We start from the raw sequence: 25480 nt of genomic DNA on the forward strand, positions 1-25480 counted from the left end.
TTCTGATATTTTTCGAATAAAGTTTTCAATTTTCTCTGAATAGTCGGGTATAATTCCCAAATGCGCCTCGACTCACGTGACTGTCACCTACTCGCGCTCCTTCAGAAGGATTGCCGCATTTCAAACGCTGACCTAGCAGAACGGGTGGGCATGTCATCTTCTGCCTGCTGGCGCCGAGTTCGCGCGTTCGAAGAGGTCGGATTGATTTCGCAATACAGGGCTGAATTGTCGCCGGAACAGGCCGGGCTCTCATTTCAGGCTTTGGTGCATGTGCATTTGACCCGGCACAACCCAGAACACTTAGAAAGGTTCATAGCTGCAATCGAGAAGCGCCCGGAAGTAATGGAATGCTATGCCACCACCGGCCAGGCAGATTACCACATGCGGGTGATCTGCAAGGATATCGGGGCCTATAACGGTTTCCTCGAAGATTTTCTGTTTCGCCTACCGGCAGTGGAAAGCGCACAAACGAATGTCGTTCTCCGCGAAATCAAACGCAGCAACGCTCTGCCGATGCCTCTGGGTTGAAGTTGATCTTGCACATGTATTTACCATGCAATCTGAGCGTTCCGGTTTTGTCGTGATTTCTACAGCGTATTGGCGATTGTGACGAGTTTTCTAGCGACATCGAAACGGACGACCTTGAGACGCGTGCCATACCCCGAGGCTTATCGTTGGACTTCGGAAAAAAGCGGCTGGTCCGGCCCTCTACTCATCGCTGATCCCACAAATGTCGCTAGTGTCACCGCACCGTTTTCCGAGCTATGATTCACGAAGCGCAGTGAACTTCAATGCGTCCTGAGCCTGGGATTCAGCAAAAGGAAGAGGTTTGGCTGTTCAGCCAATAGTCTTGCATCTAAAACAAATATAGATGTTAATGAATGTGACTAAGCGCCCACGCCGGAGGTGGAGTTTTTAAAAGGAGAGGCAAGTGAGAAGATTGAAATCTGCAGTGGCAGCACTGTTCGCCTGCTGTCCTGCGCCATATGCGATTGCACAAGAAGACCCCATTGCACATGATGCCGAGTATTACATACTTCTGGCTCAACTTGGTGAACAATGGTCTCAAGACGATGCTGCAGTTGATGCGCGCCTTGCAGAGTTCCGAGAAAGCAACAACGGTAAACCGCCGAATATCGTCTACCTGCTGATTGATGACCTCGGGTTCGGAGAGATGGGTATCCCCGAACTCAACGCAGTACGCGGTTACGAAACACCGAACATTAACCAGTTCTCCGACGAAGCCATGCGCATGGTTCGCATGTATACTGAACCTTCCTGCACACCGACACGGACGGCGTTCACCACCGGCAGATATGCCGTGCGTTCGGGCATGGGGAATACGCAGGTTGATATCGTCGGAGAAGGGCTGCCTGCAACCGAGGTCACCTTCGCAGAAATTCTGAAACAGGCCGGGTACAACACGTCACATGTCGGCAAGTGGCACATGGGTGACATCGCTTCGGCTTGGGCTATGAACACTGGTTTTGACTACGCCCAGCACGCAGTGCATCAGCAGGGGCAACTGACGATCTATAATGACGACGCGATCCGCGAGCAGGTTTCGGTCGGCATCGCGGATTTTGATCCCATTTACACATTGGACGATTGGTTCCGGCCAGACGCTTCTGCAATGGCAACGGTCATTGAGGGTGAAGCAGGTGGCCCGATCCGTGAAATCCGTATGGAGCCCGGAGAGCGTTGGACCGCTGCCAAATACGATGAGATGAATGCAGCATTTCAGGAGAAAGCTGTAGAGGAACTGCGCCGCCTCGCGGCAGCGGACGATCCCTTCTTTCTGCAATACTGGCCGATGATCCCGTTGGACAATACTCGCGCAGGAAGGGATGGCCCTGACAGCCCGAACGGTGGTCTTTACGTAGACAAGATGATCCTTCTGGATGAGTATTTCGGAGATCTATTTGAGGTCATGGAAGACGTCGGTGTTGCAGACAACACGATAGTTGTCCTGATGGGTGACAACGGCCATTTTACAAAGTACTCACCCCAGTCAGGCTTTACCCCGATGATTTTCAGCGGCGGCAAAGGCGATACGCTTGAAGGCGGTGTGCGTGTCGATGCGTTTATCAGATGGCCGGGGATGGTCGGTGCGGATTCAATCATCAACAATATCATCCACGTGACAGACCTCTATACCACGCTGGCCCGGTTCGCCGGTGCAGATCAATTTATTCCCAGAGATCGCTTGATCGACGGGGTGGATCAATCTGCATCGATCCTTTTTGACGATGAGACCAAGGGTCGTCGTGACAGCGTCATCATTTATAACATCGACCGCCCCGGCGCGATCGTGAAAGATAAGTTGAAGATGAACCTGCCCGGAGATGTGAAGAACGGCATTCTGGCAAACTTCATCGACCTCTATCGCGACACGCATGAGAAATATCCGGTCTCTACCGAGGTCGGTGCCTGGGGTGGCAATGAATTTGTGCGTGTCCTGGGCCGTCACATGGCCCGCAAGGAGAAATATCCCGATATGCCCATCGATAAAGGAATGCCGTATGAGGGAATTGAAAACCTGCGCCCGGAGAGTGCCCACGCCGTTCAGCAATTCCTGACCAAGTTGGGCTCGGTCCAGCAGTGACATGACAGGCGGGTCGGCTTGCCCCGCTCAGTTGACCGGCTGTCCCGAAGCCGAGCGGTATTCGGTTGCGGTTTCAAAACCATGTTCCCGAGTGCGGGAGGTCGGGATTTCGCCAAGATCCTGAGGAGGATAAAATGCTCGCCAATCTTCTCTTCTACATTGGGCTCGCCCTGTCGCTGGGCATTGGATTTGTGTACTTTCGCGATCTGGGTGACATCTCCCAAATGGTGCTCAAAGTGAAGCGAGAAAACACCATCCGCGTCTTGCGTAACGAGAACAAACTTATCCTGGTGGGCGCTGCAGCGACATGCGTCATGATCTTGGGGTATGCCATGGGGGGCGGCATCGGCTGGGTCTTCTGGGGCGCCTTGGTCCTTACCCTTTTCTTTTTTATGTTTACCTACATCTGGGTGCATGTCGGGCTGCGAAACCAAAAGGACAAGGCCAAGTATTATTCCATCAAGGTTGCACGGGACTACATCAACCCCTCGGCCAGCGTCATGGTCATTGAAAAGAACGGGCATGCGCGTGCCCATTCCGACGGGCAAATGATGCGACCGCATTTGGCGGGGGATGAAGTAGGTCTGGATGGAGAGGATGTGATATTGACCTACTGCGCGATGGCAAACCTCGGTGTCGGCTACTCGCCAACCATTGAAGGGGAAAAACTGAACCTAACGGTGATGGCGCAGCATGGGAACAATCTGATCTTGCGGGACGACAATACCGGTGAGGCGATTCAGCATATTTATGGCGTCAAGGACAGCGATATGGAACAGGGGGCGAAAGGCCCGGTCTGCCCGCTGAAACCCGCGCTTTCGATGAAGCCTTGGCCGACCTTTCGCATGAGCTTCCGTGCGTTCCAGAAAGCCTATCCGGACGGTGAAGTATACCTAAACATGCCTCCGAAGAACCCGATCCTGCGCCTTTTTGACATGGTGATGGGGATAGTCTTCGGATGGGGGATCGAGCGCCAGCACCACGAAGCTGCACCGGTCATGGATAACATGAGTCGCCCACTCGACAACCGGTTGCCAACCAAGACCTATGTCTGGGGCGTAACGGTTGAAAGAGATGCGACTTGTTGGACAGAAGAATTCCTGTTCGACCATGACAATCTGGTCAATGCCACAGTGGGTGGGCGAAACCTGGTGGTGAATTACGACCAGAAGTTCGAGAGCCTTGGCGTGTTTTATAACGACAGTGGCAAACCGGTGACGCACTGTGATTTCTGGGGAAACAGTGATCAGGGTAAACTGGAGCGGGTAGAGACCTTGCGCCCCGGGCTGTTCTGGCATGTCTGGTCCGAGTTTTTTCCCGCCACAGATGTCAACCGCATTAGCGATCCCGCGAATATCGAAAAAGAGGTCGCTTGATCGTGCCTCCGCGGGGATGTGGTACAAACGCTGTTAACGAAACTTTCTTGCTTCTTTCTGAGCACTCAATCGAAGCCTGGATGTTACTGCGCCGGGTGTATTGCAGTCGTCTACAAAACCGATGAGGGCCTGGCCAACCGTAACGATGGTTTCGTCTGTTCATCAGGAGTGATCGCATGGTCTTTGGTGGCGACGAGATGCTTTTGCACCGGCATTGAGAATTCGCCCGACCCACCGGTTCAGCATGGTATGATCAATCGAAGCGCCGCGTTCGGACATGATTTCTTCCAGATCATGGCAGGAAACACAGGAGCGGACGCAAAAGAAGACTACTTATAGGATCACAACCTTCGGATATTGGGTGCCTTTGAAGGAGAATATGCACTGACTTTCGATTTGATCGATCAGACAGGTCTTCACGTGCTGATCCAAAGACCATCAGTGATCAAAACGCTGCATCAGAACCACGTCGATCGGAAAGAGAATGCAGCAGATCTGATGAGTGCCATGTGTCACGGTGCCGAAGCAATCGGATTATTTGCTATGCCTTGGTCTGATGTATCCACCCGGCATCCGACGCTGGATACACCTGAAATATAGACGCTCTCGATTGCGCGATCGTCGCCCATCACCTGCAGGACGAACAACTCTTCTGCAAGACTGCTTACGCGATCCATACGTAGGGCCATAGCCGGTGTGCTGCGTGCGTTCAAAACAACGATATCCGCTTCGGTTCCGGGGTCCAGATTGCCGATTTTGTCTTCCAGACCCAGAACACAGGCGTTGCCGCGCGTTGCCCAATGGAACGCTTGCAAGGGATGCAGGGCCAACCCTTGTAATTGCAGGATCTTGTAACCTTCATTAAGAGTTTGCAGCATTGAATAGCTGGTGCCTGCGCCAACATCCGTCGCGATCCCGTTTGAGATGCCACGCCCGCTCAGACCCTCATGGTCAAAAAGGCCGCTACCAAGGAACAAGTTCGAGGTCGGGCAAAAAACAGGATGCGCACCGGTTTCTGCGAGCGCGTCGACTTCGCGCGCTTCAAGGTGGATGGAGTGTCCCAACAGTGTCTTTTGACCGAGCAGGCCATAAGACTGGTAGACGTCAAGATAGTCGCGCGCTTGCGGATAAAGCTGCTTGGTAAAGGCAATCTCATCCTTGTTTTCCGACAGATGAGTCTGGATGTGGCAATCCGGATGTTCCTGCGCGAGGGTTTGTGCCATTGCCATTTGTTCAGGAGTGGACGTGATTGCAAACCGAGGTGTGATGACATAGCCGTTGCGGCCCTTGCCGTGCCAGTCGGTGATCAAGGTTTTGGTGTCATCGTATCCGGTTTGCGGCGTGTCCTGCAGACCTTCGGGCGCGTTGCGGTCCATCAGAACTTTACCGCCTAGCATGCGCATGTTTCGTCTGGTCGCCTCGGTAAAGAAAGCATCTGCGGATATCTTGTGGACCGAACAATATGCGACCGCAGTAGTGGTGCCGTGGGTGACGAGCTGATCGAAGAACGCCCGCGCCATGAGCGCACTGTGCGCGTCCGAGGCAAAGCGAGTTTCTTCCGGGAAAGTATAGTTGTTGAGCCAGTCCAATAGCTGCGCCCCCCACGAGGCGATCACCTGCACCTGCGGGAAGTGAATGTGCGTGTCGATGAACCCAGCCATCATCAGGTGGGGGTGATGGTCTGTAACCGGCACGTCCCTGGTTTTTGCTCTGACCTCAGCGAAGGGTCCCGTATCCTGAATGATCCCGTTTTGGATCAGCAACGCGCCATCCTCGAGATACGTATATGCGCCGGAATCTTCTCCGCTCTGCGGTTCACGATGAAAGGTCAGAAGACGACCGCGGAGCAATCTTTGTGTCATGAATGGTCTCGTCTAAATAGAAAGGGAAGAGCAGGGGGCAGCCATGCGACTGCCCCATTATGGATCAGGCCTGTTGCGCAGGTGAATCGTCGTCGATCAGATCAGGTTCATCAGGGACGATAACGCGATGCTCGAGATCCTCTTTCGGTGCGAACATCGGGTAGACATAGAGGAATGCGCCGATGATCAGGTAGCCGATTGTGATCCCGTCGAACTGAGGCATCTGCAGCGTGTAGGAATGGATGATCCCAACCGCCGACATCAGCCCGCCTGCGAAAGCAAACGCCCCTGCCATCCGGAAGCGGCCATCAATTACATCAGCCACGATGGCACCCCAGATCAGGCCCGTGATGATCGCACCCTGGCTCAGGGCAAGGTGTCCCTCGTAATGGGCACCTTCCATGAGAAGCGCTGCGGTCAGACCCTCATCACCGAGTGAGGGCAATCCTTCGACACCGGTGCTGCGCAACGCGTTTATTAGTGACCCCCACTTGACCATCAGGAAGGCCGAGATATGAGGCAGGATCGCAAAGGACACCGCCGCCATGTGCATCGGCTTCACGGCCCAGGCCGTGTTGGTGATCAGGCTCACCGAGACAAAGACCAAAACGGGTGCTGCAGCGGCAATCGGGATCAGACCGGCAAGGAAAGACAGCAGGCCGAGAAAGGCTGCCGCAGCGATCACGACAGCCACGCCGACGATGTACCCGGCATGTGCATCAAGCCTCTTATAGGCCGGGTGACCGATGTAAACGGTTGTCGGGAAGGGCGAGCCAAAAAGCGCACCCAGCATGGTGCCCGCGCCGTCCGTCACCTGACACAGTCCAACCGGATAATGATCCCCGGCCGCTTCAGCGGATTCCACGTTGTTCATCGTTTCGATGAAGTTGTAGATCTGCACAGGGATCAGGACTAGGAACAGCTCGGGGTTGGCGAACAGGTACTGCACGCCGGCGATAAGGTCACCGAAATAGGGGATTGGTGGATAAAAGCCGATGCCGCTTACGTCGATCCTGGACTCACCAAGGATAAGGGCAATCACCGTACCGGCAGCGATCGCGACAAGACCAGCAGGCACATTGCCCGGTAGGCGGAACCGACCAATCAGACCCCAAAGGATAAACAGCAGCGATGTAAAGCCGATGATGGGGCTCTCGAATATTTCGGCCAGCGGCACGGAGCCGATGAAAACCAAGGCGATACCGCAAAGCGTGCCCAGCATCCCGGCGCGGGGCGTGATCCGCTTGAGGTAGGGTCCAACGATGGCGCCCAAAGCCGCTACGATACCACCCATGAACCCGGCGCCGATGCCCACTTGCCAAGCCAGCATGGGATCATTGGTGGCCCAGTATATGGGTCCGATCACACCGAACAGATAAACGAACATAACCGGCGTCGAGATGCCGTAAGGCAAGGCGGTTACATCTTTTTCACTTTTGTTGGCTGCCCATTTGGCGAGAAGTGTGTAAACCGCGACACCGGCCAAAATCGCAATGGCGGCACCGGGGACGATGCGCCCAAAGACGATTTCGGCGGGCATCTGGAACACGAACTGGCAAACACCTGACAGGATCAGCAAATTTACTAGGTTGTCGGTAAACAGCGCCCAGAAAGCGCTGAAATCGCTGCGGGTAAACAGCTTGTAATCGTAAGTCCTCCCGTCCATGACGGTCTCCTCCTCTGATGTGACCGGAATGGCCTGACAGATGTCAGGCCGATCTCCCTTTCCGGTCGTGATGGCGGCCCACCAAGGGCGCGTGGATTGCCCCGGTCAGGGCGGTCGCGGCAGTTTCAGAGGTCAATTCAGCCATCACCTCGGCCACCACGAAGGCGGCGATGACGCTGGGCCGCTTGTCGCGGCTACCGCTAGCCCCGATGGGGCATTTCAAGTGTTCGATAGACTGTCCGTCACAGTGTTTGTGTGCCCAGTTTCTGAGCTTCACCCGCTTGGTGGCAGATCCGATCATTCCCACATATGCGGCGTCCTGGCGTTCCAGTGCGGCAGATGTCAGCAGGAAATCCAGCCCGTGATCATGAGTCAGAACGATAAAGGCGCTGCCTGCAGGCGCATTCCAGATTTCGGCTTCGGGGATTGCGCTCACCCGGGTTTCGACAATTGCTGTGCAAAGATCGATTTCATCGGCCCGAGTGTCGACAAGGATGCAGCGCACCGGAAGGTGCTGAAGCTGGTTGGCAAGCGCACGTCCCACGTGGCCCGCGCCCATCACGTACACATGTGGCAGCTCTTCTTCGCGTAGGGCTGCGCGTTCTTTTGCCGCCCGTTTGTCTGAGGCCCGCATACGGTTTAGTTTCAGCTCGACCCGACCGCCGCAACATTGACCGATTTCCGGACCAAGGGGCACATCCAGATCCTGATGCAGCATACCATCGCGCAGCATGTCCCGCGCCGCATTTATGGCCATGAACTCCAACTGCCCGCCGCCGATGGTTCCCCACAGCGCCCCGGTCGCCACGAACATCTCTGTCCCCTCGTTGCGCGGGGAAGACCCGCGCACTCGTGTCAGTGCGACGCGAACTAAACGGTGCTGCGTGGACAGAAATTCGCTCAGAGATCCCGGGACAGCCATAACTCAAGGACCCGCTTGCAGCCGCGCAACGGCCATAAGAACGCGCTCGGGCGTGGCCGGAGCGTCAAGGCGCGGGCATTTCCGGTAGTCGGCGACAGAGGCTACGGCCATCGACAGGGCCTCGAACACCGAAATGCCCAACATGAACGGCGGCTCGCCAACAGCTTTGGAGCGTTTGATGGTCAGTTCACGGTTTTCCGACCAATCAGCGAGGTTAACATTGAAGATGCGCGGACGGTCCGATGCGAGCGGGATCTTGTATGTCGACGGAGCGTGAGTGCGCAGGCGACCGGCATCGTCCCACCAAAGCTCTTCGGTGGTCAGCCACCCCATGCCCTGAATAAACGCACCTTCGACCTGACCCTTGTCGAGCACAGGGTTGAGCGAGCGTCCGACATCGTGCAACACATCCGTACGTTCCACCCTGTATTCGCCGGTCAGAGTGTCGATTGTCACCTCCGAACACGACGCACCATAAGCGAAATAGTAGAACGGGTGCCCCTGACCCTTGGCCCGGTCCCAGTGGATCTTCGGGGTTTTGTAGAATCCGGCCGCCGACAATTGCACGCGCGCCAGGTAAGCCTGTTTGATAAACGCATCAAAGGGCAGAACGTCCTCGCCGATATGCACCTGATTGGCGTGAAAGGTCACGTCCTCAGGGGCGACGTCCCAAGTTTCGACGGCGAATTTCACCAGGCGTTCTTTGATCTGTTCAACCGCGTTCAACGCCGCCATGCCATTCAGATCGGTGCCGCTGGAGGCCGCAGTGGCCGATGTGTTGGGAACCTTCTCGGTGGTTGTTTTGGTGATCTTGATCCGGCTGAAATCGACTTGGAACGCCTCGGCCACAACCTGCGCGACCTTGGTGTTGAGGCCTTGCCCCATTTCGGTGCCGCCGTGGTTCAGATGGATCGAACCGTCATTGTAAACATGGACCAGCGCGCCGGCTTGATTGTACCAGGTCGCCGTGAAGGAGATACCGAACTTGACGGGCGTCAGGGCGATGCCTTTTTTCAGGATAGGCGACGTTTTGTTAAACGTTATGATGTCCTGACGGCGCTGACGATACTCGGATGTTTCTTCCAGCTCGCCGATCAACCGATCCAGAATGCAGTCTTCGACCTTTTGATGATACGGGGTCACGTTGCGGTCTTCCGTGCCGTAGAAATTGGCCTTGCGCACATCCAGCGGGTCTTGCCCTGTGGCATAGGCGATTTCTTCGATCATCCGTTCCGCCGCAATCACCCCTTGCGGCCCTCCAAACCCGCGAAATGCGGTATTGGACACGGTATTGGTCTTCATCGGATGGCTGTTCAGGCGGACATTCGGATAGAAATAGGCGTTATCTGCGTGAAACAGCGCCCGGTCGGTCACAGGGCCCGACAAATCCGCCGAGAATCCGCAGCGCGCGGCGAAGCTGCCTTCGACTGCCTGAATGCGGCCATCGTCGTCAAAGGCGACGTCATAATCGATCACGAAATCATGGCGTTTGCCAGTCGCCGTCATATCCTGATCCCGGTCGGGGCGGATTTTCACGGCGCGGTTCCACTTTTTGGCGGCCATGGCTGCGACTGCGCAGAATAGGTTCATCTGGCTTTCCTTGCCGCCAAACCCGCCCCCCATGCGGCGCACATTTACCACAACTGCGTTGGATGGCACGCCAAGGACATGCGCCACCATATGCTGCGCCTCGGACGGGTGCTGCGTGGAACAATGCAAGACAACATCATCGTCTTCGCCCGGAATGGCACAGGCGATATGACCTTCGAGGTACATGTGATCCTGGCCACCAACGCTCATCCGGCCCTTGATCCGGTTGGGTGCAGCAGCCTGGGCCGGGTCGACGTCACCGCGCTCCAGCTTGAGGGGCGCTGTGACATGCGGGTATCCGGCTTCTTGCGCGGCAATCGGATCCAGAGCATGGGGCAGGGTTCTGTAGTCGATCTTTGCCAGCTCTGCGGCGCGGCGAGCAATGTCGCGGGTTTCAGCAACAACGGCAAACAGCGGCTGGCCGTGAAATTGAATGGCATCGGTCGGGAAAACCGGTTCGTCGTTCAGGTGGGTCGGGCTGATGTCATTGGCCCCCGTAACGTCGTTAGCGGTCAGCACACCGACAACTCCGGGTGTGGAGAGAGCCTTGGTGAAATCAATGCCTAAAAGCTTGGCATGAGCAACGTCGGAGACACCGAGATAAGCATGCAACGCGCCTTCGGGCAGAGCGATGTCATCGGTGTAATCGGCCCGTCCGGTAACATGCTTGATCGCGCTGTCATGGTTGACGTTGGTGTGGGCCGAACCAATGATGGAAACGTTGTCTTTCATTGCGTCGTCTCCTTGTTAAGCACAGGTTAGTTGAACAGGGGTATCGGTTTGGGCGTCATTTTCGAGGAAGAACCGACGCAACAGATTTTGTGCCGTCAACATCCGGTAGTCAGACGATGCACGCCAATCCGTCAGAGGAGCGAAATCCCTAGCCAACGCCTGAGCTGCGGCTTCAAAGCTTTCACGCGCCCAAGGTTGACCGTTCAGAGCCGCTTCGGCGGCGACGGCACGCTTGGGTGTGGCGGCCATGCCGCCGAATGCGATGCGCGCATTGCTGATGGTGCCGTCTGTTACTGACATATGAATGCCAGCGGCCAAGGAAGAAATGTCTTCGTCTCGGCGCTTGGATATCTTATATGCCGCATCGAGATCGTTTTGCCCGGACAGAGGCACGTTGATGCTTGTGACAAACTCGTCCGGTTGGCGGTCCTGCTGGCCATAATCGATGAAGAATTCCTCGAGCGGCAATGTTCGGTGGTTGGGACCTCGCCGCAGCATGATTTCCGCGCCGAGCGCGATAAGTACCGGCGGCGTGTCCCCGATGGGCGAGCCATTTGCGATGTTGCCACCGACGGTTCCCATGTTGCGCACCTGCCACCCTGCGATGCGATCCCAGTAAGGAGAAAGATGTGGCAGGTGTTCAGACAGAAGTTTCTGACAATCGGTGTAGCTGGCGCCGGCACCGATCACGAGGAGAGAACCCTGCCGTTCGACAGTTTTCAGGTCTTCGAGATGACCTGTAAAGATTGCTGGCCCAATACTGCGCAGGAATTTCGTGACCCAAAGGCCCACATCCGTGGCTCCCGCTACAATTGTGGCCTTGGGATAGGTCTGCAGACACTCGGCAAGGTCATCAACGCTCGAGGGGATAATGCTCAGGTTGTTTTCGGGTCCGGACACCACCCGCTGCCCGTCTCTTAGGGTGGCAAGACGTGTGGTCATGGTTTCGCGTTCGGTGTTCAGATGATCCGACGCGGGTGTGCCGTAGCGGCTGACGGCAACCGCCGCACGGACGATCGGTTCATACCCGGTGCAACGGCACAGGTTGCCCTGTAATGCAGTTTCGACATGCGTCTCAGATGGTTCGGGTGTTTGCATCCAAAGCGCGTAAAGCGCCATCACAAAGCCCGGCGTGCAGAACCCGCACTGACTGCCGTGATGATCGATCATGGCCTGCTGAACCGGGTGCAGACGCCCGCCAGGACCGGACAGGTGTTCAACCGTGACGACATGGCACCCGTCGACAGAGGCCAGAAACCGGATACACGCATTCACCGGAGCATATGCCAAACCGGTAGAACCAAGCCGCCCGACAAGTACGGTGCATGCCCCGCAATCACCTTCGGCGCAGCCCTCCTTCGTGCCCGTCAATCGGCGCTCCAAACGCAGAAAGTCCAGAAGTGTCTGATCTGCCGCCACGTTTGGAACGGACACATCCTTGCCATTGAGGACAAATCGGATGTTGGTGCGATGCGTCATGATAGTCTCCCAATACCCCTGCCTTCCGGCGGGTGATTAGGGGAGCATAGAGTTAACGATTGAGTCTTAGAATTGTCGGAAATGGCAAATACTTTCAACAGAACGTTGAAAAAGAAAAACCCTTAGCGCAGTCTTTCCGTATCGGGAGGATCGAATGTCATACATTGAAAGCCTGCGGGTCTTTGTCAGAGTGATGGAGCTGGGGAGCATCACGTCCGGCGGGCGCGATCTGCGGTTAACGCCAGCTGTGGCCAGCAAACGGTTGAAAGAGCTGGAGAACCATTTGGGCGTGCGACTGTTCAACCGAACAACCCGGTCGATGACACCGACCGAAGTTGGAACCGTCTTTTACGATGAAGCCAAGGCCGTTCTATTGGCGCTTGATCATGCCGAGGCGCGTGTTGCCAGCTTTTCGGACGCCCCCCGAGGCGCAATCCGCATCACCGCCCCGCTGGGTGTTGGGCGCAGAATCGTTGCGCCGTTGGTCCCGGAATTTTCGGATCGCTACCCGGAAACAGAGATTCGCATGCGCCTGTCCGACCGCAAGGTCGACATTTTAGCCGACGGTCTGGACATCGCGTTCTTCATAGGAGAGCCCGGCGATTCCACGATGAAACTGCGGAAATTCGCGGATTGTGATCGTGTACTGTGTGCCTCGCCGGAATATCTATCGAATTTTGGTGCGCCTATTTCGCCGGATGATTTGCTGCACACCCCGCATAATTGCCTTTTGTTGCGTTATCCCAGATCACCCGAGTATTTCTGGACGCTGCACACCGACATGGGCCCGCGAAAACTTGAAGTTCGTGGCAAGTACGATGCGGATGACGGAGACGTGCTGACCGACTGGGCCTTGGCAGGCAAGGGGATTGTCAACAAACCGCGCTTTGATGTGCGTGAACATCTAGAGGCCGGCCGATTGGTCGAGGTGCTGCCCAATACGCCACCATTGCCGACGATATTTGGGTGCCTGTATCCACACAAAAAGCTTCAGGACCCCAAGGTGCGCCTGTTCGTCGAACATATCGCGCGGCACAGCAAACGGTTCTTTGCTTAGTGAATAAAGACAGACAAAACCGGGTGTACGATCGGGTACGACCTGCCCAAAAATATGAACGTGGTTGTCAGCGCTCTATTGATCTCTGACCTCACGCACCCAGGCAATGATTGTCTGACGTGCTTCGTCATCCATCTGGACAGCCGATGGCGGCGGCATTGCATGACTGACCCCGGCTTGCAGATAGATCTGGTCAGCCTGACGGGCAACATCCCCGGGGGTTTCGAGATAGACCTTCTTTGGAGCCCATTTCATAGTGCCGTAAACGGGCTCACGGGCATGGCACATTGAACAGTTGCCCAGGACGGTGTCGTAAGCTTCCTCGAAACCGGCGGCCGAGGCATATTTCTGCTCGTACGGCGTCAGCTCTCTTGCTTCGGCCTCTTCCCATGTCTCACCGCTTCTAACCGATGAGAGCCACGCGATCACGATCATAAGCAGAACCGTAACTGCCCAAGTCCAGTGCGGGCCTTTTCCGGTGGAGTGCATCGTGTTGAAGTAATGACGGATGGTCACGCCTGTCAGGAAAATCAGGCTGGCGATGATCCACGAATACTCGGTGCCGAAGGCCAACGGATAGTGGTTCGACAGCATCAGGAACACGACCGGCAAGGTCAGATAGTTGTTGTGGGTGGACCGCACTTTGGCGATCTTGCCGTATTTGGCATCAGGCGTGCGACCGGCCTTGAGGTCCTGGACTACGATCCGCTGGTTCGGCATGATCTGAAAGAACACGTTGGCAGTCATGATCGTGGCGGTAAAGGCACCAAGATGCAAAAGCGCGGCACGACCGGTGAAGATCTGGTTGTAACCCCAGGACATGATCACAAGGATCACAAACAGCAGCAGCATCAGAACAGTCGGGTGATCGCTGAGCTTTGATTTGCACATCTGATCGTAGAGCAGCCAGCCAATGGTCAGCGATCCGCCAGAGATCAGAATCCCCTGCCAAAGCGCTAGATCTACTTTTGTTGGATCCAGAAGGAACAGCTCACCGCCGACCCAGTAGATGATCATGAGCAACGCCGCGCCCGACAGCCAGGTCGTATAGCTCTGCCATTTGTGCCAGGTCAAATGCTCTGGCATGCGTGCAGGCGCCACAAGGTATTTCACGGTGTGATAAAACCCGCCTCCATGTACTTCCCATTCTTCGCCATAGGCCCCATCCGGCAAGGCGGGGTTCGGCTTTAGCATGAGGTCAAGCGCGATAAAGTAGAAAGACGCCCCAATCCACGCCATCGCGGTGATCACATGCAGCCAGCGGACGGAAAAGGCGATCCACTCCCACATTACGGCCAGATCGTACATGGCTATGCTCCTAAGATTCTTTAGTTCCGGGTACTCTATGCGAGACTGTTTTATTCTGGTATTGCTGGTAAAGACCAAGCAGTATCAAAAAATGCAAAAAAATGTCTTACCTTGATAACATCAGAACCTTTGTCCGGGTCTACGAGTTGGGCAGCATGTCTGCCGCAGGCCGTGATCTGCGGGTTTCTCCGGCTGTAACGTCGGCGCGCATATCGCAATTGGAAGAACATCTTGGCGTGCGATTGTTTCAGCGCACGACACGCAGCTTGACGCCTACCGAGCAGGGAAAATCATTCTATCGGGGGGCGGCAGAGATTCTTGAAGCAGTCGAAAGTGCCGAAGCACAGATCGTCAACATTACAGAGAACCTGAAAGGGTCGCTGTATGTCGCGGCGCCATTGGGTGTCGGTCGACGATTGATAGCGCCGCAGGTGCCAAAGTTTCTTGCCGAATACCCTGAGGTCAATGTCAGGCTAAGGCTGACGGACAGAAAGGTGGATCTGACCACAGAAGGTCTGGATCTGGCTTTTTTTCTGGGTCAGCCAGAGGATAGCAACTTGCGTATTCGCAAAATTGCAGACGTTGAAAGAGTTCTCTGTGCATCTCCGAAATACATCAAAAAGCGTGGGATGCCTGAAAGCGGCGACGATATTATCGCTGATGAACACGAATGTCTCAATTTACGGTTTCCGGGGGCGACCGAATTTCAATGGCTCTTGAGAACCGATACGGGACCGAAACGGTTTCGCATCTCTGGACGCTACGAGTCCGACGACGGCGACGTATTGACGGATTGGGCGCTTGCCGGTCACGGCATCGCGCTGAAACCGATATTTGAGATTGCTCAGCATCTTAAGGCCGGAAATCTGGTACCGGTGGCAGAGAAAACGCCTCCGGAACCAATTCAGATGGCGTGCCTGTTTACGCACCGCCGTATGCAGGATCCCAAAACGCGGCTTTTCATGGAGTTCATAATAGAACGCATCGGATCATCGATTGCCGCGACAAATACCTCTGGTTAGATCGCTTAGCTGCCGCGATAGGTCGAGTAACCGAAGGGTGAAAGAAGCAGCGGCACGTGGTAATGCGAGTGTTCGGACATCCCAAAGCGTATCGGGATCACGTTCAGGAAACGCGGGTCCTCAGGTGGGGTGCCAGAGGCGTCGAGGTATTCTCCGGCATGGAAAACCAGTTCGTATTCGCCAGTTGAAAACTCTGCTTCGGGCAGAATCTGCTCGTCTGTCCTGCCATCGTCGTTGGTGCTCAGAGTTTTCAGCAACGTGCGGTTTATGCCTTCGATGCGAAAAAGCTCGATTTTCAAGCCTTCGGCAGGGCATCCCCGCGCCGTATCCAGAACATGTGTTGTAAGATAACCGGTCATTTGCGCTACTCCTCAAGTTATACAGTTACTAATCTGTTTTCTTCGCAAGGGGCAAAGACAGTCTGTCCGAAGCTGCTTTTCGTATTTTTTGAAAAACATCTCTGATTATCTGGGGTATTGATCAACTCAAGAAGAAGGAAATTGATGTGAAGCCTTATCCACGAAATATGACCGGTTATGGCGGGCAAGTGCCTAAAGCAAACTGGCCAAATGATGCCAAAATCGCGATTCAGATCGTGCTGAATTATGAAGAAGGCGGCGAAAACAACGTTCTGCACGGTGATGCGGCATCCGAGGCGTTTCTGTCCGAGATCACCGGCGCCGCCCCGTGGCCGGGACAAAGACACTGGAATATGGAGTCTATCTACGAGTATGGCAGCCGCGCTGGGTTCTGGCGCGTGCATCATCTTCTGCAAGACCTACCCGTCACCGTTTATGGCGTTGCCACCGCCTTGGCCCGGGCACCGGCTCAGGTTGCAGCGATGAAGCATGCCGGTTGGGAGATTGCCAGCCATGGCTTGAAGTGGGTTGAACACAAAGACATGGACGCCGAAGAAGAGCGCGTCCAGATCCGCGAAGCGATCCGATTGCACACCGAAGTCACTGGCCAACCACCGCGTGGCTGGTACACAGGCCGCTGCTCGATGAACACAGTCGATTTGGCGGCCGAGGAAGGCGACTTTGCCTATGTTGCCGACAGTTACGCCGACGACTTGCCGTATTGGACAAAAGCAGGCGGCAAGGATCAGCTCATTATGCCCTATACAATGGATTGCAACGACATGCGTTTTGCAATCCAGGCCGGGTACACTAACGGCGAACAGTTCGAAAGCTATCTGAAAGACAGCTTTGACATGCTCTATGCAGAGGGTGAGGCTGGCGCGCCGAAAATGCTCTCGATTGGGCTTCATTGCCGTTTGATTGGCCGCCCGGGTCGCGCCATGGCGTTGAAACGTGCGCTGGACTACTTCAAGAATCACGACAGGGTCTGGTTCGCGACGCGCGAACAGATAGCCGACCACTGGGCAGCGGAACACCCGCCGATGCAGGGCCTGACACCGTCCGAAATGGACCAGTCAACCTTTGTATCGGAGTTCGGTGGTGTGTTCGAACACAGCCCGTGGATTGCCAAAGGTGCGTATGAGCTGGAGCTGGGACCAACCCACGATAATGCTGCCGGTGTCCACAATGTGCTGGCACGTGTATTCCGCACGGCCCCTTCGGAACAACGCCTTGGTGTTCTGACCGCTCACCCGGATCTGGCGGGCAAGCTTGCAGTCGCCGGGCGACTGACCGAGGAAAGCACCGCTGAACAGGCCGGAGCCGGTCTAGATATGTTGACAGATCAAGAACGCGCAACATTCACTGCGTTGAATGAAGCCTACACAACCAAGTTTGGCTTCCCCTTCATAATTGCGGTCAAGGACAACACAAAGGCAAGCATCCTTGACGCCTTTCGCCGCCGTATTGACAGCGACCGTGACACTGAATTTGCCGAAGCCTGCCGTCAGGTCGAGCGGATCGCCGAATTGCGCCTGATCGAGAAGTTCTCGGAATGAAGGCCGCTTTGAAACTCAGTCCTCTGACTTCGGAAGCCTTTGCGCCGTTTGGTGACGTCATCGAAGTGGCTGGCGAAGTGGATAAATACATCAATCAGGGCAAGTGCGCGCGGTATCACGACCGCGCCGCGCTGGATTTTCACGAAGGGCGCGCTGGAATCAGCGTGTTTCAGTCCGAGGCATTCAGCCTGCCGATCAAGCTGGAAATGGTCGAGCGCCACCCGGACGGTAGCCAGGCGTTTCTACCTTTGTCAGACAAGCCTTTTGTTGTGGTTGTGGCCCCTGACAAAGACGGCATACCGGGACAACCCATCGCATTCAAAACAGCGCCCGGGCAGGGCGTGAATTACCACCGCAACACGTGGCACGGGGTACTGACCCCACTTCACGATCCGGGGCTTTTTGCTGTGGTGGATAGGATTGGAACCGGACCTAACCTCGAAGAGCATTGGTTCGATGAACCCTTCACGATCACTGAATGAGAAACGTCACCGGAGGAGGGGCCGGATGCCGTATTTCCAGGGAGGAAAGACATAATGTCAGACGCATCCATAGGAACGCCGGAGCAACTCCGCGATCCAAATTATTCGCCGCCGCTTGTTAAGGCGATTCCACTGGGAATTCAGCATGTGCTGGCGATGTTCGTGTCCAATGTCACGCCAGCCATCATCGTTTGCGGCGCGGCCGGGTTCGGCTTTGGGTCGAACAGCCCCGATTTCCCTCAGATGATTTACATGATCCAGATGTCGATGTTCTTTGCGGGCGTCGCCACGCTGTTTCAATCCATTGGTGTAGGTCCCATTGGTGCCCGGTTGCCGATCGTTCAGGGGACATCGTTTGCCTTCATTCCGATCATGATCCCGCTTGTGGTTGGGAAAGGCGTCGATGCCATTGCCGTATTGATGGGCGGTGTTGTTGTCGGTGGTTTATTTCATGCCTTCCTTGGGCTGTTCATCGGGCGCATTCGCTTTGCTCTTCCGCCACTGGTTACAGGGCTTGTGGTGACCATGATCGGCTTGGCACTTGTGAAGGTCGGTGTTCAATATGCGGCTGGCGGTGTGCCCGCCATAGGCACTGAGGAATACGGCTCTGGCCTGAACTGGTTCATGGCTGGAACCGTGATTGTGGTGACCCTTGGATTGAAGTTCTTTGCGCGGGGCATGTTGTCCGTTTCGGCTGTTCTGATCGGCCTGCTGGTCGGTTACGCGATGGCCTTCGTACTTGGTCAAGTGAACCTGGGCAGTGTCGGCAGCGCCGCATCGTTCGCTCTGCCGAACCCGCTGCATTTCGGTATCGAGTTCTCGGCCGCTGCCATCATCGGTTTCTGCGCCATGTCCTTTGTCTCGGCTGTTGAAACGGTTGGCGACGTGTCCGGCATCACCAAAGGAGGCGCTGGGCGAGAGGCAACCGACAAGGAAATTCAGGGTGCAACTTATGCCGATGGTTTTGGCACCGCGATCTCTGGGTTTTTTGGCGCGCTGCCTAACACGTCGTTCAGTCAGAATGTCGGGTTGATCGCCATGACCGGTGTCATGAGCCGATTGGTCGTAACCATCGGCGCGCTATTCTTGATTGTGTGCGGGCTTATTCCCAAAATCGGCGCGATAATCTCGTCAATCCCGATCGAGGTTCTCGGCGGCGGCGTGATCGTGATGTTTGGCATGGTGGTTGCGGCCGGGGTTTCGATGTTGTCGGACGTGAACTGGAACCGCCGCAACATGGTGATTTTTGCAATCTCCCTGAGCCTTGGCCTGGGCTTGCAGTTGGAGCCCAACGCCATGCAGTACTTGCCAGGTACATTCAAGGTTCTGGCGACATCAGGTATCTTACCCGCAGCGGTCATCGCTATTGTTCTGAACCTTGTTCTTCCCGATGAGCTTTCAGACGAAGCGACGGAAGAGGTTTCAGGTGGCATGGCCGGACATGGTCTCGGGTCGATTGAGCATGACGATCACGTCTGATGCGTCTAACGTGATGCTCTGATTGTCAGGGTAAAACAAATGAAGCGGCGGGCCACGGGCACGCCGCTTTTCAATGTCCCATACCCCCGGACCAAGTGAATAGGGATCAGTTAAGCTTTTACTTTGGCCGTAGGTCGACATATCGGGTCCAGCCAAAGCTGCGATGTTGAGCAATCCATGCGGCGTTCCCGGGGGCACGATATGGGCGCGGCTACCTATACCCATCCTAAGCGGGCTAGGCTCAAGACCATCTGGCACGCTTTTCAAGAAGTTGCGGGCTGCCCCAGCCGCATCCGTGACGGAATAAGTCAAAACATTCGCGCGGCCGGTCAAGGGATTACCGGGTAAGAGCTGCCTACGCAGCTCCAGATCAAAGGTGGCATCTGTAGGCAATTCGCATTCGTATCAGAAATTACAGGGTTTGCTGTCCAGAATTTCCAGTACAGCACGCATGGTGCGACCGGGTCAGCAGTTGCGATTACCGAACTGTGTGCCCGAGCAAAGGCTAACATACAGTTCCCGCCCAAAACGCCGGACGTGCCGCGCAATCATGACACTAAGAGCCAGAGTTTCCGGTGTTTGTCCGACATTGACTTGGTTGGCCGCAGGAAACAGCGACCCGTCATTGAGGACCGCAAGCGACAAAGCTCCGGCAGGTGTCAGCTGGTTTGTTTGCCCTATTTGAATGACCGGGCTCAGGGGGCGTGAATTAGACCGACCGCGCCACAGACCATGCGGTCTGCATCCCCGAATGATCCATCGTTGCAGCGATTTCAGTTGCGTTTGAACGCGTGATCGCTTTGGCGAGTTCCAGCTCTTAGAACACGCGAGGCATAATCATCGATGATTTGAAAACCTCGGCCTCAGGCGACTGATGACAGGCACCCAATCTAGCTCGCGGCGAGCTAAAGACGCTGTCCAGCGTCGTTGCTTCGTCGTTTTCCTGGGTCTTTGCGCCCAGTGCCTCGCGAAAGTTAAAAAAGAAGCCCGGAACACCATTAACTTGAATGGGGACTCCCGACCGACCGGTCGCGATTATGGAATCTGGCGCCGATGTCTGTGCCGCATTCCGAGAATTCTCTGGCTGTTTGCCTGCAATGTGCAATGCAATACGGCGCCTTGATGTCTTCCAGATTCACTGTGAAAAAGGCCGACACCAGGAGACACACTAGGGGCGCCCGCGTTTCCGGATCGGCGGCGTCAACCTCTATATCGAAACAGTCGGTAGCGTGGAATTACCTTCCATTACCGGCTTTGAAACCTGCGCCTCAATCTTGCCAAGTCCTGGAACTGTCATGCTGTTCGAGACGATGGCAACAAGCTTGTGCTAGGCCGTATAGCAGTTGGCGGGGGTCGGGTCCGCCGACAAACCGCTGAGGCAGGATGTCCCCATTTTGACATCAGAAATCGACCTCGATCGCGATCCCTTTCTGAACGGCCAGATCAACGACGGACGCCGCGACCGCGAGATCCTGAAGGCCCACCCCCGTGCCATCGAACAGCGTGATCTGATCATCCGATGTCCGGCCAGAGTTCGTGCCGTTGATGACCGCGCCAAGCTGCGCCACGTCGCTTTCCGTGATCAGCCCTTCAGCTATGGCATGTTGTGCTTCGCCGATGGTGATGGATTGCGCGACTTCGTCCGTGAAAACACGCGCTTTGGCCAGCAGAGCCGCTTCGGCCTCCTGCTTTCCTTTGGTGTCCGTGCCCATGCAGGCGACATGAGTTCCGGGGCTGACATGCTCTGCCATCAGCGAGGGTGCAAATGCCGAGGTGATCGAGATGATCACGTCTGCTTCAGTCATTCCGCCAAGCTCGACGGCTTCAAACGGAACGCCTGCTTCATTGGCGACCTTTTCAATATTCGGCAACATTTCCGGGTGGTAATTCCAGCCGATGACCTTTTCAAAGACACGCTGCTCCAATGCGGCACGAAGCTGAAACGCCGCCTGATGGCCAGCGCCGATCATGCCAATCACCTTGGCGTCTGTGCGCGCCAGGTGTTTGATCGACACGGAAGAGGCAGCCGCCGTTCGCAACGCCGTCAGAAGGTTGCCACCAACCATTGCCGAAGGTTTGCCAGTGTCGGGGTCGAAAAGAAATACGGTGGACTGGTGGTTGATCAACCTGCGTTTTTCCAGATTGTTTGGCCAATAGCCGCCTGCCTTTAAGCCAAGCGTCAGGCCCGCACGATCAAATCCGCCTTTGAATCCATACAGTGCGTCTTCATGACCGATGGCTTCTCGCACGACGGGAAAGTTGTAGGCATCGCCGGACGCCATAGCGGCAAAGACCTTCTCGACGGCGTCAAAGGCCACTTGACGGGTCATCAAGTCAGCGATTTCGCGCTCGGGTACGATCAACATTTCATTCTCCACTCGGAATTTGTGCACCCGTGCGCCTTCCCGAAAGGAGGAAATTCACACGGGCGATTATCGGGCTACCTTCGAAGCAAATATTCCTGCCGTAAATTTTTTCGGATCAATATGCGCGACCGCGGGCGGATACCGGCCAGACGGTTTCAACTTTGCCGTCGCGAACGCCAACATACCAATCGTGCACGTTTGCCGTTGGATCACAGTGCCCCGGCACCAGCTTGAGCTTGTCGTTGACCTTGAGCACCCCGTTCGGGTCCATGACGACGCCATGTTCGTCTGAACACTTGATGTATTCGACATCGTCGCGACCAAAGACAACGGGCAGACCGCTGTCAACCGACTGTGCCTTGAGACCCGCATCGACAATTGCCTTGTCTGTCTTTGCATGGCTCATGACGCTGGTCAGGATGAAAAAGGCATTTTCCCACTCGCCCCGATCGATCCGGTTGCCGTCCTTGTCCAAGATGCGGCCGTAATCAGCATCCATGAAGGCGTATGATCCGCATTGCAGCTCGTTGTACACGCCCGAATTGGACTCGAAATAGTAAGAACCGGTGCCGCCGCCAGAAACCAAATCGCACTCGATACCTTCAGCTTTGAGGCCTTCAACAGCGTCTTTTACCATCGCAATGGCTGTGTCGAGCTTCTCTTTGCGCGCTTCATAGCTGTCGAGGTGCTGCATTGCGCCCTGATAGGCTTGGATGCCAGAGAACTTCAAGTTGTCGGCGGCTTCTACGGCCTTGGCGATTTCGATCACCGCCGGAGTCGTTGTCACACCACACCTTCCAGCACCGCAGTCAATTTCGATGAAAACCTCCAGTTGAGTTTCGTGATCGACGGCAGCGCCCGAAAGATCCGCGACGTTGTCCAGATCGTCAACACAAACGATGATGCGGCTGCCCAGCTTCGGCAAGCTGGCGAGGCGATCGATTTTGGCGGGGTCGCGTACCTGGTTCGACACCAGTATATCCTTGATACCACCGCGCACGAAAACTTCAGCCTCTGAGACTTTCTGACAGCAGACACCAACGGCACCGCCGATCTTCTCCTGCAGCTTGGCCACGTCTACTGATTTGTGCATTTTCCCATGCACGCGATGACGCATGCCATGCGCCTTGGCATAATCGCCCATCTTCTTGATGTTGCGCTCAAGCGCGTCGAGATCCAGAATAAGACTGGGGGTCTGGATATCTGCTTCATCCATTCCGGGCTTGGCCGGAATGTCATAGCCTACTTCGAAATTGTCGAGATTGGTCATATCTTTCATTTCCGTATTCCTATGTCTGGATTGATGTCTTTGGGGTGCGGTCACGCATTCAGCCAAGGTAGTCTGTCCAGATCGACATTGCCCCCGGTGATGATCAGGCCGACCCGCTTGCCTTTGAAAGCATCCGGGTTCTTCAGGATCGTGGCCAGCGGAACGGCCGATGATGGCTCCATCACGATCCGCAAGTGCTTCCATGTCAGCTTCATCGCGTCGATGATCTCTTGCTCTGAGGCCGTGTAGATCTCGGATACGTGGTTCGACACGAAGTGCCAGGTTAGGTCCTTCAGCGGAACCAGCAGCCCGTCGGCAATCGTCTTAGGTGCGTCATCCGCGATGATGTGCCCAGCCTTGAAGCTGCGATAGGCATCGTCGGCTTGTTCCGGTTCTGCGGCGATGACCGCTGTTTCAGGGGCCAGGTTGGACAGGGTTAGGCAGGTGCCGGACACCATGCCACCGCCTCCGATCGGGGCAACAACTGCATCCAGACCATCGGTCTGTTCGATGAACTCGCGCGAACATGTTCCCTGCCCAGCGATCACACGTGGATCGTTATAGGGATGGACAAAATCACCTCCCGTAGCTGCCTGAACCTTGGCAAATGTCGCTTCGCGAGACGAGGTGGAAGGCTCACATTCAGTGATATTGCCACCATAGCGCCGCACTGTGTCCTTTTTTGCCTGCGGTGCCGTGCGCGGCATGACCACGTTACACGGGATGCCCCGTTTCATCGCAGCGTAAGACAAACAGGAGGCATGGTTGCCTGAGGAATGTGTCGCAACGCCTTTTTTGGCCTGTTCGTCATCAAGCCCGAACACCGCATTGCTGGCACCACGTACTTTGAAGGCACCCGGTTCCTGAAAGTTCTCACATTTGAAGAACAGCTGCGCCCCGGTCAGCTCGTTCAGGTGGTCCGAGGTCCGAACGGGCGTGCGGTGGATAAAGGGCTCGATCCGATTGTGGGCTTTGAGCATGTCCTCATAGGTCGGGATGTACATGTTACAATCCTTCATCACGCAGCGTCCTTCTGAAATTCAGCCGGATGACCGCGATAATATTCCTGTGCAGCCGCTACGCCCGATCCCAGTTGGATGTTAAGGCCCAGGTCGACCATGCACATTTCAGCGGTGGCGATCCCGGACAGAGCCATAACATCCGTCAGGCTTCCCAGATGTCCGATGCGGAATACCTTGCCAGCGACTTCACCAAGGCCGACACCGAAGGCAACGCCGTATTTGTCGGCGGCATGGGTGACGATATCCGTCGCATTGAAGCCATTTGGAGTGCGGATCGCGCTCACGGTGTCAGAATACACCGACGGATTGGCTGCGCAAAGCTTCAACCCCCAGGCACCTACGGCGGCACGAACACCTTCGGCAATGCGGTGATGCCGGGCAAAGACGTTTTCCAGACCTTCGCTCAGCAGCATATCACAGGCTTGGTTTAGACCATTCATCAAACCGACTGCAGGCGTATAAGGATAGGCGTTGTTGTCGTAACCCTTGGCCATGTCATGCACATCAAAGAAGGTGCGAGGTAGGGTGCCGGTCCTGGTCATGTCCATTGCCTTCTGGCTAAAGCCGACGATGGCCAGGCCAGCCGTCAGCATGAACCCTTTTTGCGAACCTGTGACGGCAACGTCGACGCCCCATTCATCAAAACGGAAATCCATGGAGGCAATTGATGATACGCCATCGACGAACAGCATGGCCGGATGCCGGGCCGCATTCAGCGCCTTGCGCACGGCCGCAATATCCGACTTCACGCCAGTTGCCGTTTCGTTATGTGTAGCAAGAACAACCTTTATTTCGTGGTTGGTGTCGGCGGTCAGGATTTCTTCATAGCGATCGGCCGGAAGCCCTTCGCCCCAAGGTGTCTCGACAATCTCGACATTCAGCCCATGGCGTTGGCACATGTCGATCCAGCGGTGGCTGAACATGCCGTTTCGTGCCGCCAGAACCTTATCACCGGCTGAAAGTGTGTTGGTCAAAGCTGTTTCCCAGCCTCCGGTCCCTGTTGATGGGAAAATGAAGACCTCGGCGTCGTCGCTTTTCAAAATTTTTCTTACTCCCGCGCGCGCAGGATGCAGAATTTGCCCAAACAGCGGCGAGCGGTGGTCGATCGTGGGCATATCGCAGGCCTTGCGCAGGCTTTCAGGGATATTGGTCGGGCCCGGGATGAAAACGGGATTTTGAAAGCTCATGGATGGTCTCCTTCCGTCGTTGACCACACAGTAAGACCACGCCTTTCTTTCCGATATTTTTTTGAAAACATCTTTCAAAACGGATGTCTGGGTAATTAACTTATAGTTGTCAGTTACTTATATTTTTCATATGGTGA

The 25480-nt window shown here is 55.6% G+C and carries 20 protein-coding genes and 1 pseudogene; 8 read left to right on the plus strand and 13 right to left on the minus strand.

Features of this window, described 5'->3' with window-relative positions:
* Window positions 1–60 precede the first annotated feature (60 nt).
* From Q0816_RS15505 to Q0816_RS15515, 3 genes are all read left to right on the plus strand, one after another.
* Window positions 61–528, plus strand: coding sequence for an Lrp/AsnC family transcriptional regulator (locus Q0816_RS15505; protein ID WP_298852167.1), 468 nt, complete (start codon window positions 61–63; stop codon window positions 526–528).
* Window positions 529–931: 403 nt separating this feature from the next.
* Entirely contained in the window at window positions 932–2605 is a 1674-nt protein-coding gene (locus Q0816_RS15510) for a sulfatase-like hydrolase/transferase (RefSeq protein WP_298852168.1), read from the plus strand.
* 134 nt (window positions 2606–2739) lie between these two features.
* On the plus strand, window positions 2740–3981 hold the full coding sequence (locus tag Q0816_RS15515) for a DUF3179 domain-containing (seleno)protein (protein ID WP_298852169.1): 1242 nt from the start codon (window positions 2740–2742) through the stop codon (window positions 3979–3981).
* A 228-nt stretch (window positions 3982–4209) separates the two neighbouring features.
* On the opposite strand, the pseudogene Q0816_RS15520 reads toward Q0816_RS15515, so the two are convergent.
* The 6 genes and pseudogenes from Q0816_RS15520 to xdhA form a co-directional block, all read right to left on the minus strand.
* A pseudogene (locus Q0816_RS15520) lies at window positions 4210–4362 on the minus strand (IS6 family transposase); the annotation flags it as partial.
* A 131-nt stretch (window positions 4363–4493) separates the two neighbouring features.
* Window positions 4494–5843 carry a guanine deaminase gene (gene guaD / locus Q0816_RS15525; protein ID WP_298852171.1) on the minus strand — a complete coding sequence of 450 codons (1350 nt, stop codon included), beginning with the start codon at window positions 5841–5843 and terminating at the stop codon, window positions 4494–4496.
* A gap of 64 nt (window positions 5844–5907) precedes the next feature.
* Entirely contained in the window at window positions 5908–7509 is a 1602-nt protein-coding gene (locus tag Q0816_RS15530) for a xanthine/uracil/vitamin C permease (RefSeq protein ID WP_298852172.1), read from the minus strand.
* Between the two features lie 43 nt (window positions 7510–7552).
* On the minus strand, window positions 7553–8431 hold the full coding sequence (xdhC, locus tag Q0816_RS15535) for a xanthine dehydrogenase accessory protein XdhC (RefSeq protein ID WP_298852174.1): 879 nt from the start codon (window positions 8429–8431) through the stop codon (window positions 7553–7555).
* Between the two features lie 3 nt (window positions 8432–8434).
* Window positions 8435–10753, minus strand: a complete 2319-nt coding sequence (xdhB, locus tag Q0816_RS15540) for a xanthine dehydrogenase molybdopterin binding subunit (protein WP_298852175.1) — start codon at window positions 10751–10753, stop codon at window positions 8435–8437.
* A 15-nt stretch (window positions 10754–10768) separates the two neighbouring features.
* Entirely contained in the window at window positions 10769–12232 is a 1464-nt protein-coding gene (gene xdhA, locus Q0816_RS15545; RefSeq protein WP_298852177.1) for a xanthine dehydrogenase small subunit, read from the minus strand.
* Between the two features lie 154 nt (window positions 12233–12386).
* On the opposite strand from xdhA, the gene Q0816_RS15550 reads away from it, so the two are divergent.
* The gene (locus tag Q0816_RS15550; protein WP_298852178.1) at window positions 12387–13289 is read left to right on the plus strand and encodes a LysR family transcriptional regulator; all 903 of its coding nucleotides are present in this window, start codon (window positions 12387–12389) and stop codon (window positions 13287–13289) included.
* Between the two features lie 75 nt (window positions 13290–13364).
* Here the strand turns inward: Q0816_RS15550 and Q0816_RS15555 are convergent, their stop codons facing one another.
* Window positions 13365–14597 (minus strand): urate hydroxylase PuuD, encoded by a 1233-nt coding sequence (locus Q0816_RS15555; RefSeq protein ID WP_298852179.1) that lies wholly within the window; start codon window positions 14595–14597, stop codon window positions 13365–13367.
* 101 nt (window positions 14598–14698) lie between these two features.
* Between Q0816_RS15555 and Q0816_RS15560 the strand changes: the two genes are divergently transcribed.
* A complete protein-coding gene (locus Q0816_RS15560) occupies window positions 14699–15619 on the plus strand; it encodes a LysR family transcriptional regulator (protein ID WP_298852181.1) in 921 nt (306 codons plus the stop codon).
* A 5-nt stretch (window positions 15620–15624) separates the two neighbouring features.
* Here Q0816_RS15560 and uraH read toward each other — a convergent pair whose 3' ends face one another.
* Window positions 15625–15978, minus strand: a complete 354-nt coding sequence (uraH, locus tag Q0816_RS15565) for a hydroxyisourate hydrolase (RefSeq protein WP_298852183.1) — start codon at window positions 15976–15978, stop codon at window positions 15625–15627.
* Window positions 15979–16124: 146 nt separating this feature from the next.
* Between uraH and puuE the strand changes: the two genes are divergently transcribed.
* The 3 genes from puuE to Q0816_RS15580 are packed head-to-tail and all read left to right on the plus strand — an operon-like array spanning window position 16125 to window position 19498.
* A complete protein-coding gene (gene puuE / locus Q0816_RS15570) occupies window positions 16125–17537 on the plus strand; it encodes an allantoinase PuuE (protein WP_298852184.1) in 1413 nt (470 codons plus the stop codon).
* Entirely contained in the window at window positions 17534–18019 is a 486-nt protein-coding gene (locus tag Q0816_RS15575) for an ureidoglycolate lyase (protein ID WP_298852185.1), read from the plus strand. Before puuE ends, Q0816_RS15575 begins: the two co-directional genes overlap by 4 nt.
* Before the next feature lie 54 nt (window positions 18020–18073).
* Window positions 18074–19498 carry a nucleobase:cation symporter-2 family protein gene (locus tag Q0816_RS15580; RefSeq protein ID WP_298852187.1) on the plus strand — a complete coding sequence of 475 codons (1425 nt, stop codon included), beginning with the start codon at window positions 18074–18076 and terminating at the stop codon, window positions 19496–19498.
* On the opposite strand, the gene Q0816_RS15585 is transcribed toward Q0816_RS15580, so the two are convergent.
* The 5 genes from Q0816_RS15585 to bhcA form a co-directional block, all read right to left on the minus strand.
* Entirely contained in the window at window positions 19442–19891 is a 450-nt protein-coding gene (locus Q0816_RS15585; RefSeq protein WP_298852188.1) for a hypothetical protein, read from the minus strand. The genes Q0816_RS15580 and Q0816_RS15585 overlap by 57 nt on opposite strands.
* A gap of 1007 nt (window positions 19892–20898) precedes the next feature.
* Entirely contained in the window at window positions 20899–21864 is a 966-nt protein-coding gene (gene bhcD, locus Q0816_RS15595; RefSeq protein ID WP_298852189.1) for an iminosuccinate reductase BhcD, read from the minus strand.
* 115 nt (window positions 21865–21979) lie between these two features.
* Complete coding sequence (gene bhcC / locus Q0816_RS15600; protein ID WP_298852190.1) at window positions 21980–23143, minus strand: 3-hydroxy-D-aspartate aldolase BhcC; 1164 nt, start codon at window positions 23141–23143, stop codon at window positions 21980–21982.
* A gap of 41 nt (window positions 23144–23184) precedes the next feature.
* Window positions 23185–24153: a beta-hydroxyaspartate dehydratase BhcB gene (gene bhcB, locus Q0816_RS15605; protein WP_298852191.1), complete on the minus strand. Its 969-nt coding sequence runs from the start codon at window positions 24151–24153 to the stop codon at window positions 23185–23187.
* Window positions 24153–25343: an L-aspartate--glyoxylate aminotransferase BhcA gene (gene bhcA, locus Q0816_RS15610; RefSeq protein WP_298852192.1), complete on the minus strand. Its 1191-nt coding sequence runs from the start codon at window positions 25341–25343 to the stop codon at window positions 24153–24155. The genes bhcB and bhcA overlap by 1 nt, the downstream gene beginning before the upstream one ends.
* Window positions 25344–25480: the final 137 nt, after the last annotated feature.

The organism is uncultured Ruegeria sp. (assembly GCF_947497005.1).
In the GTDB taxonomy this organism is placed as follows: Bacteria; Pseudomonadota; Alphaproteobacteria; order Rhodobacterales; family Rhodobacteraceae; genus Ruegeria.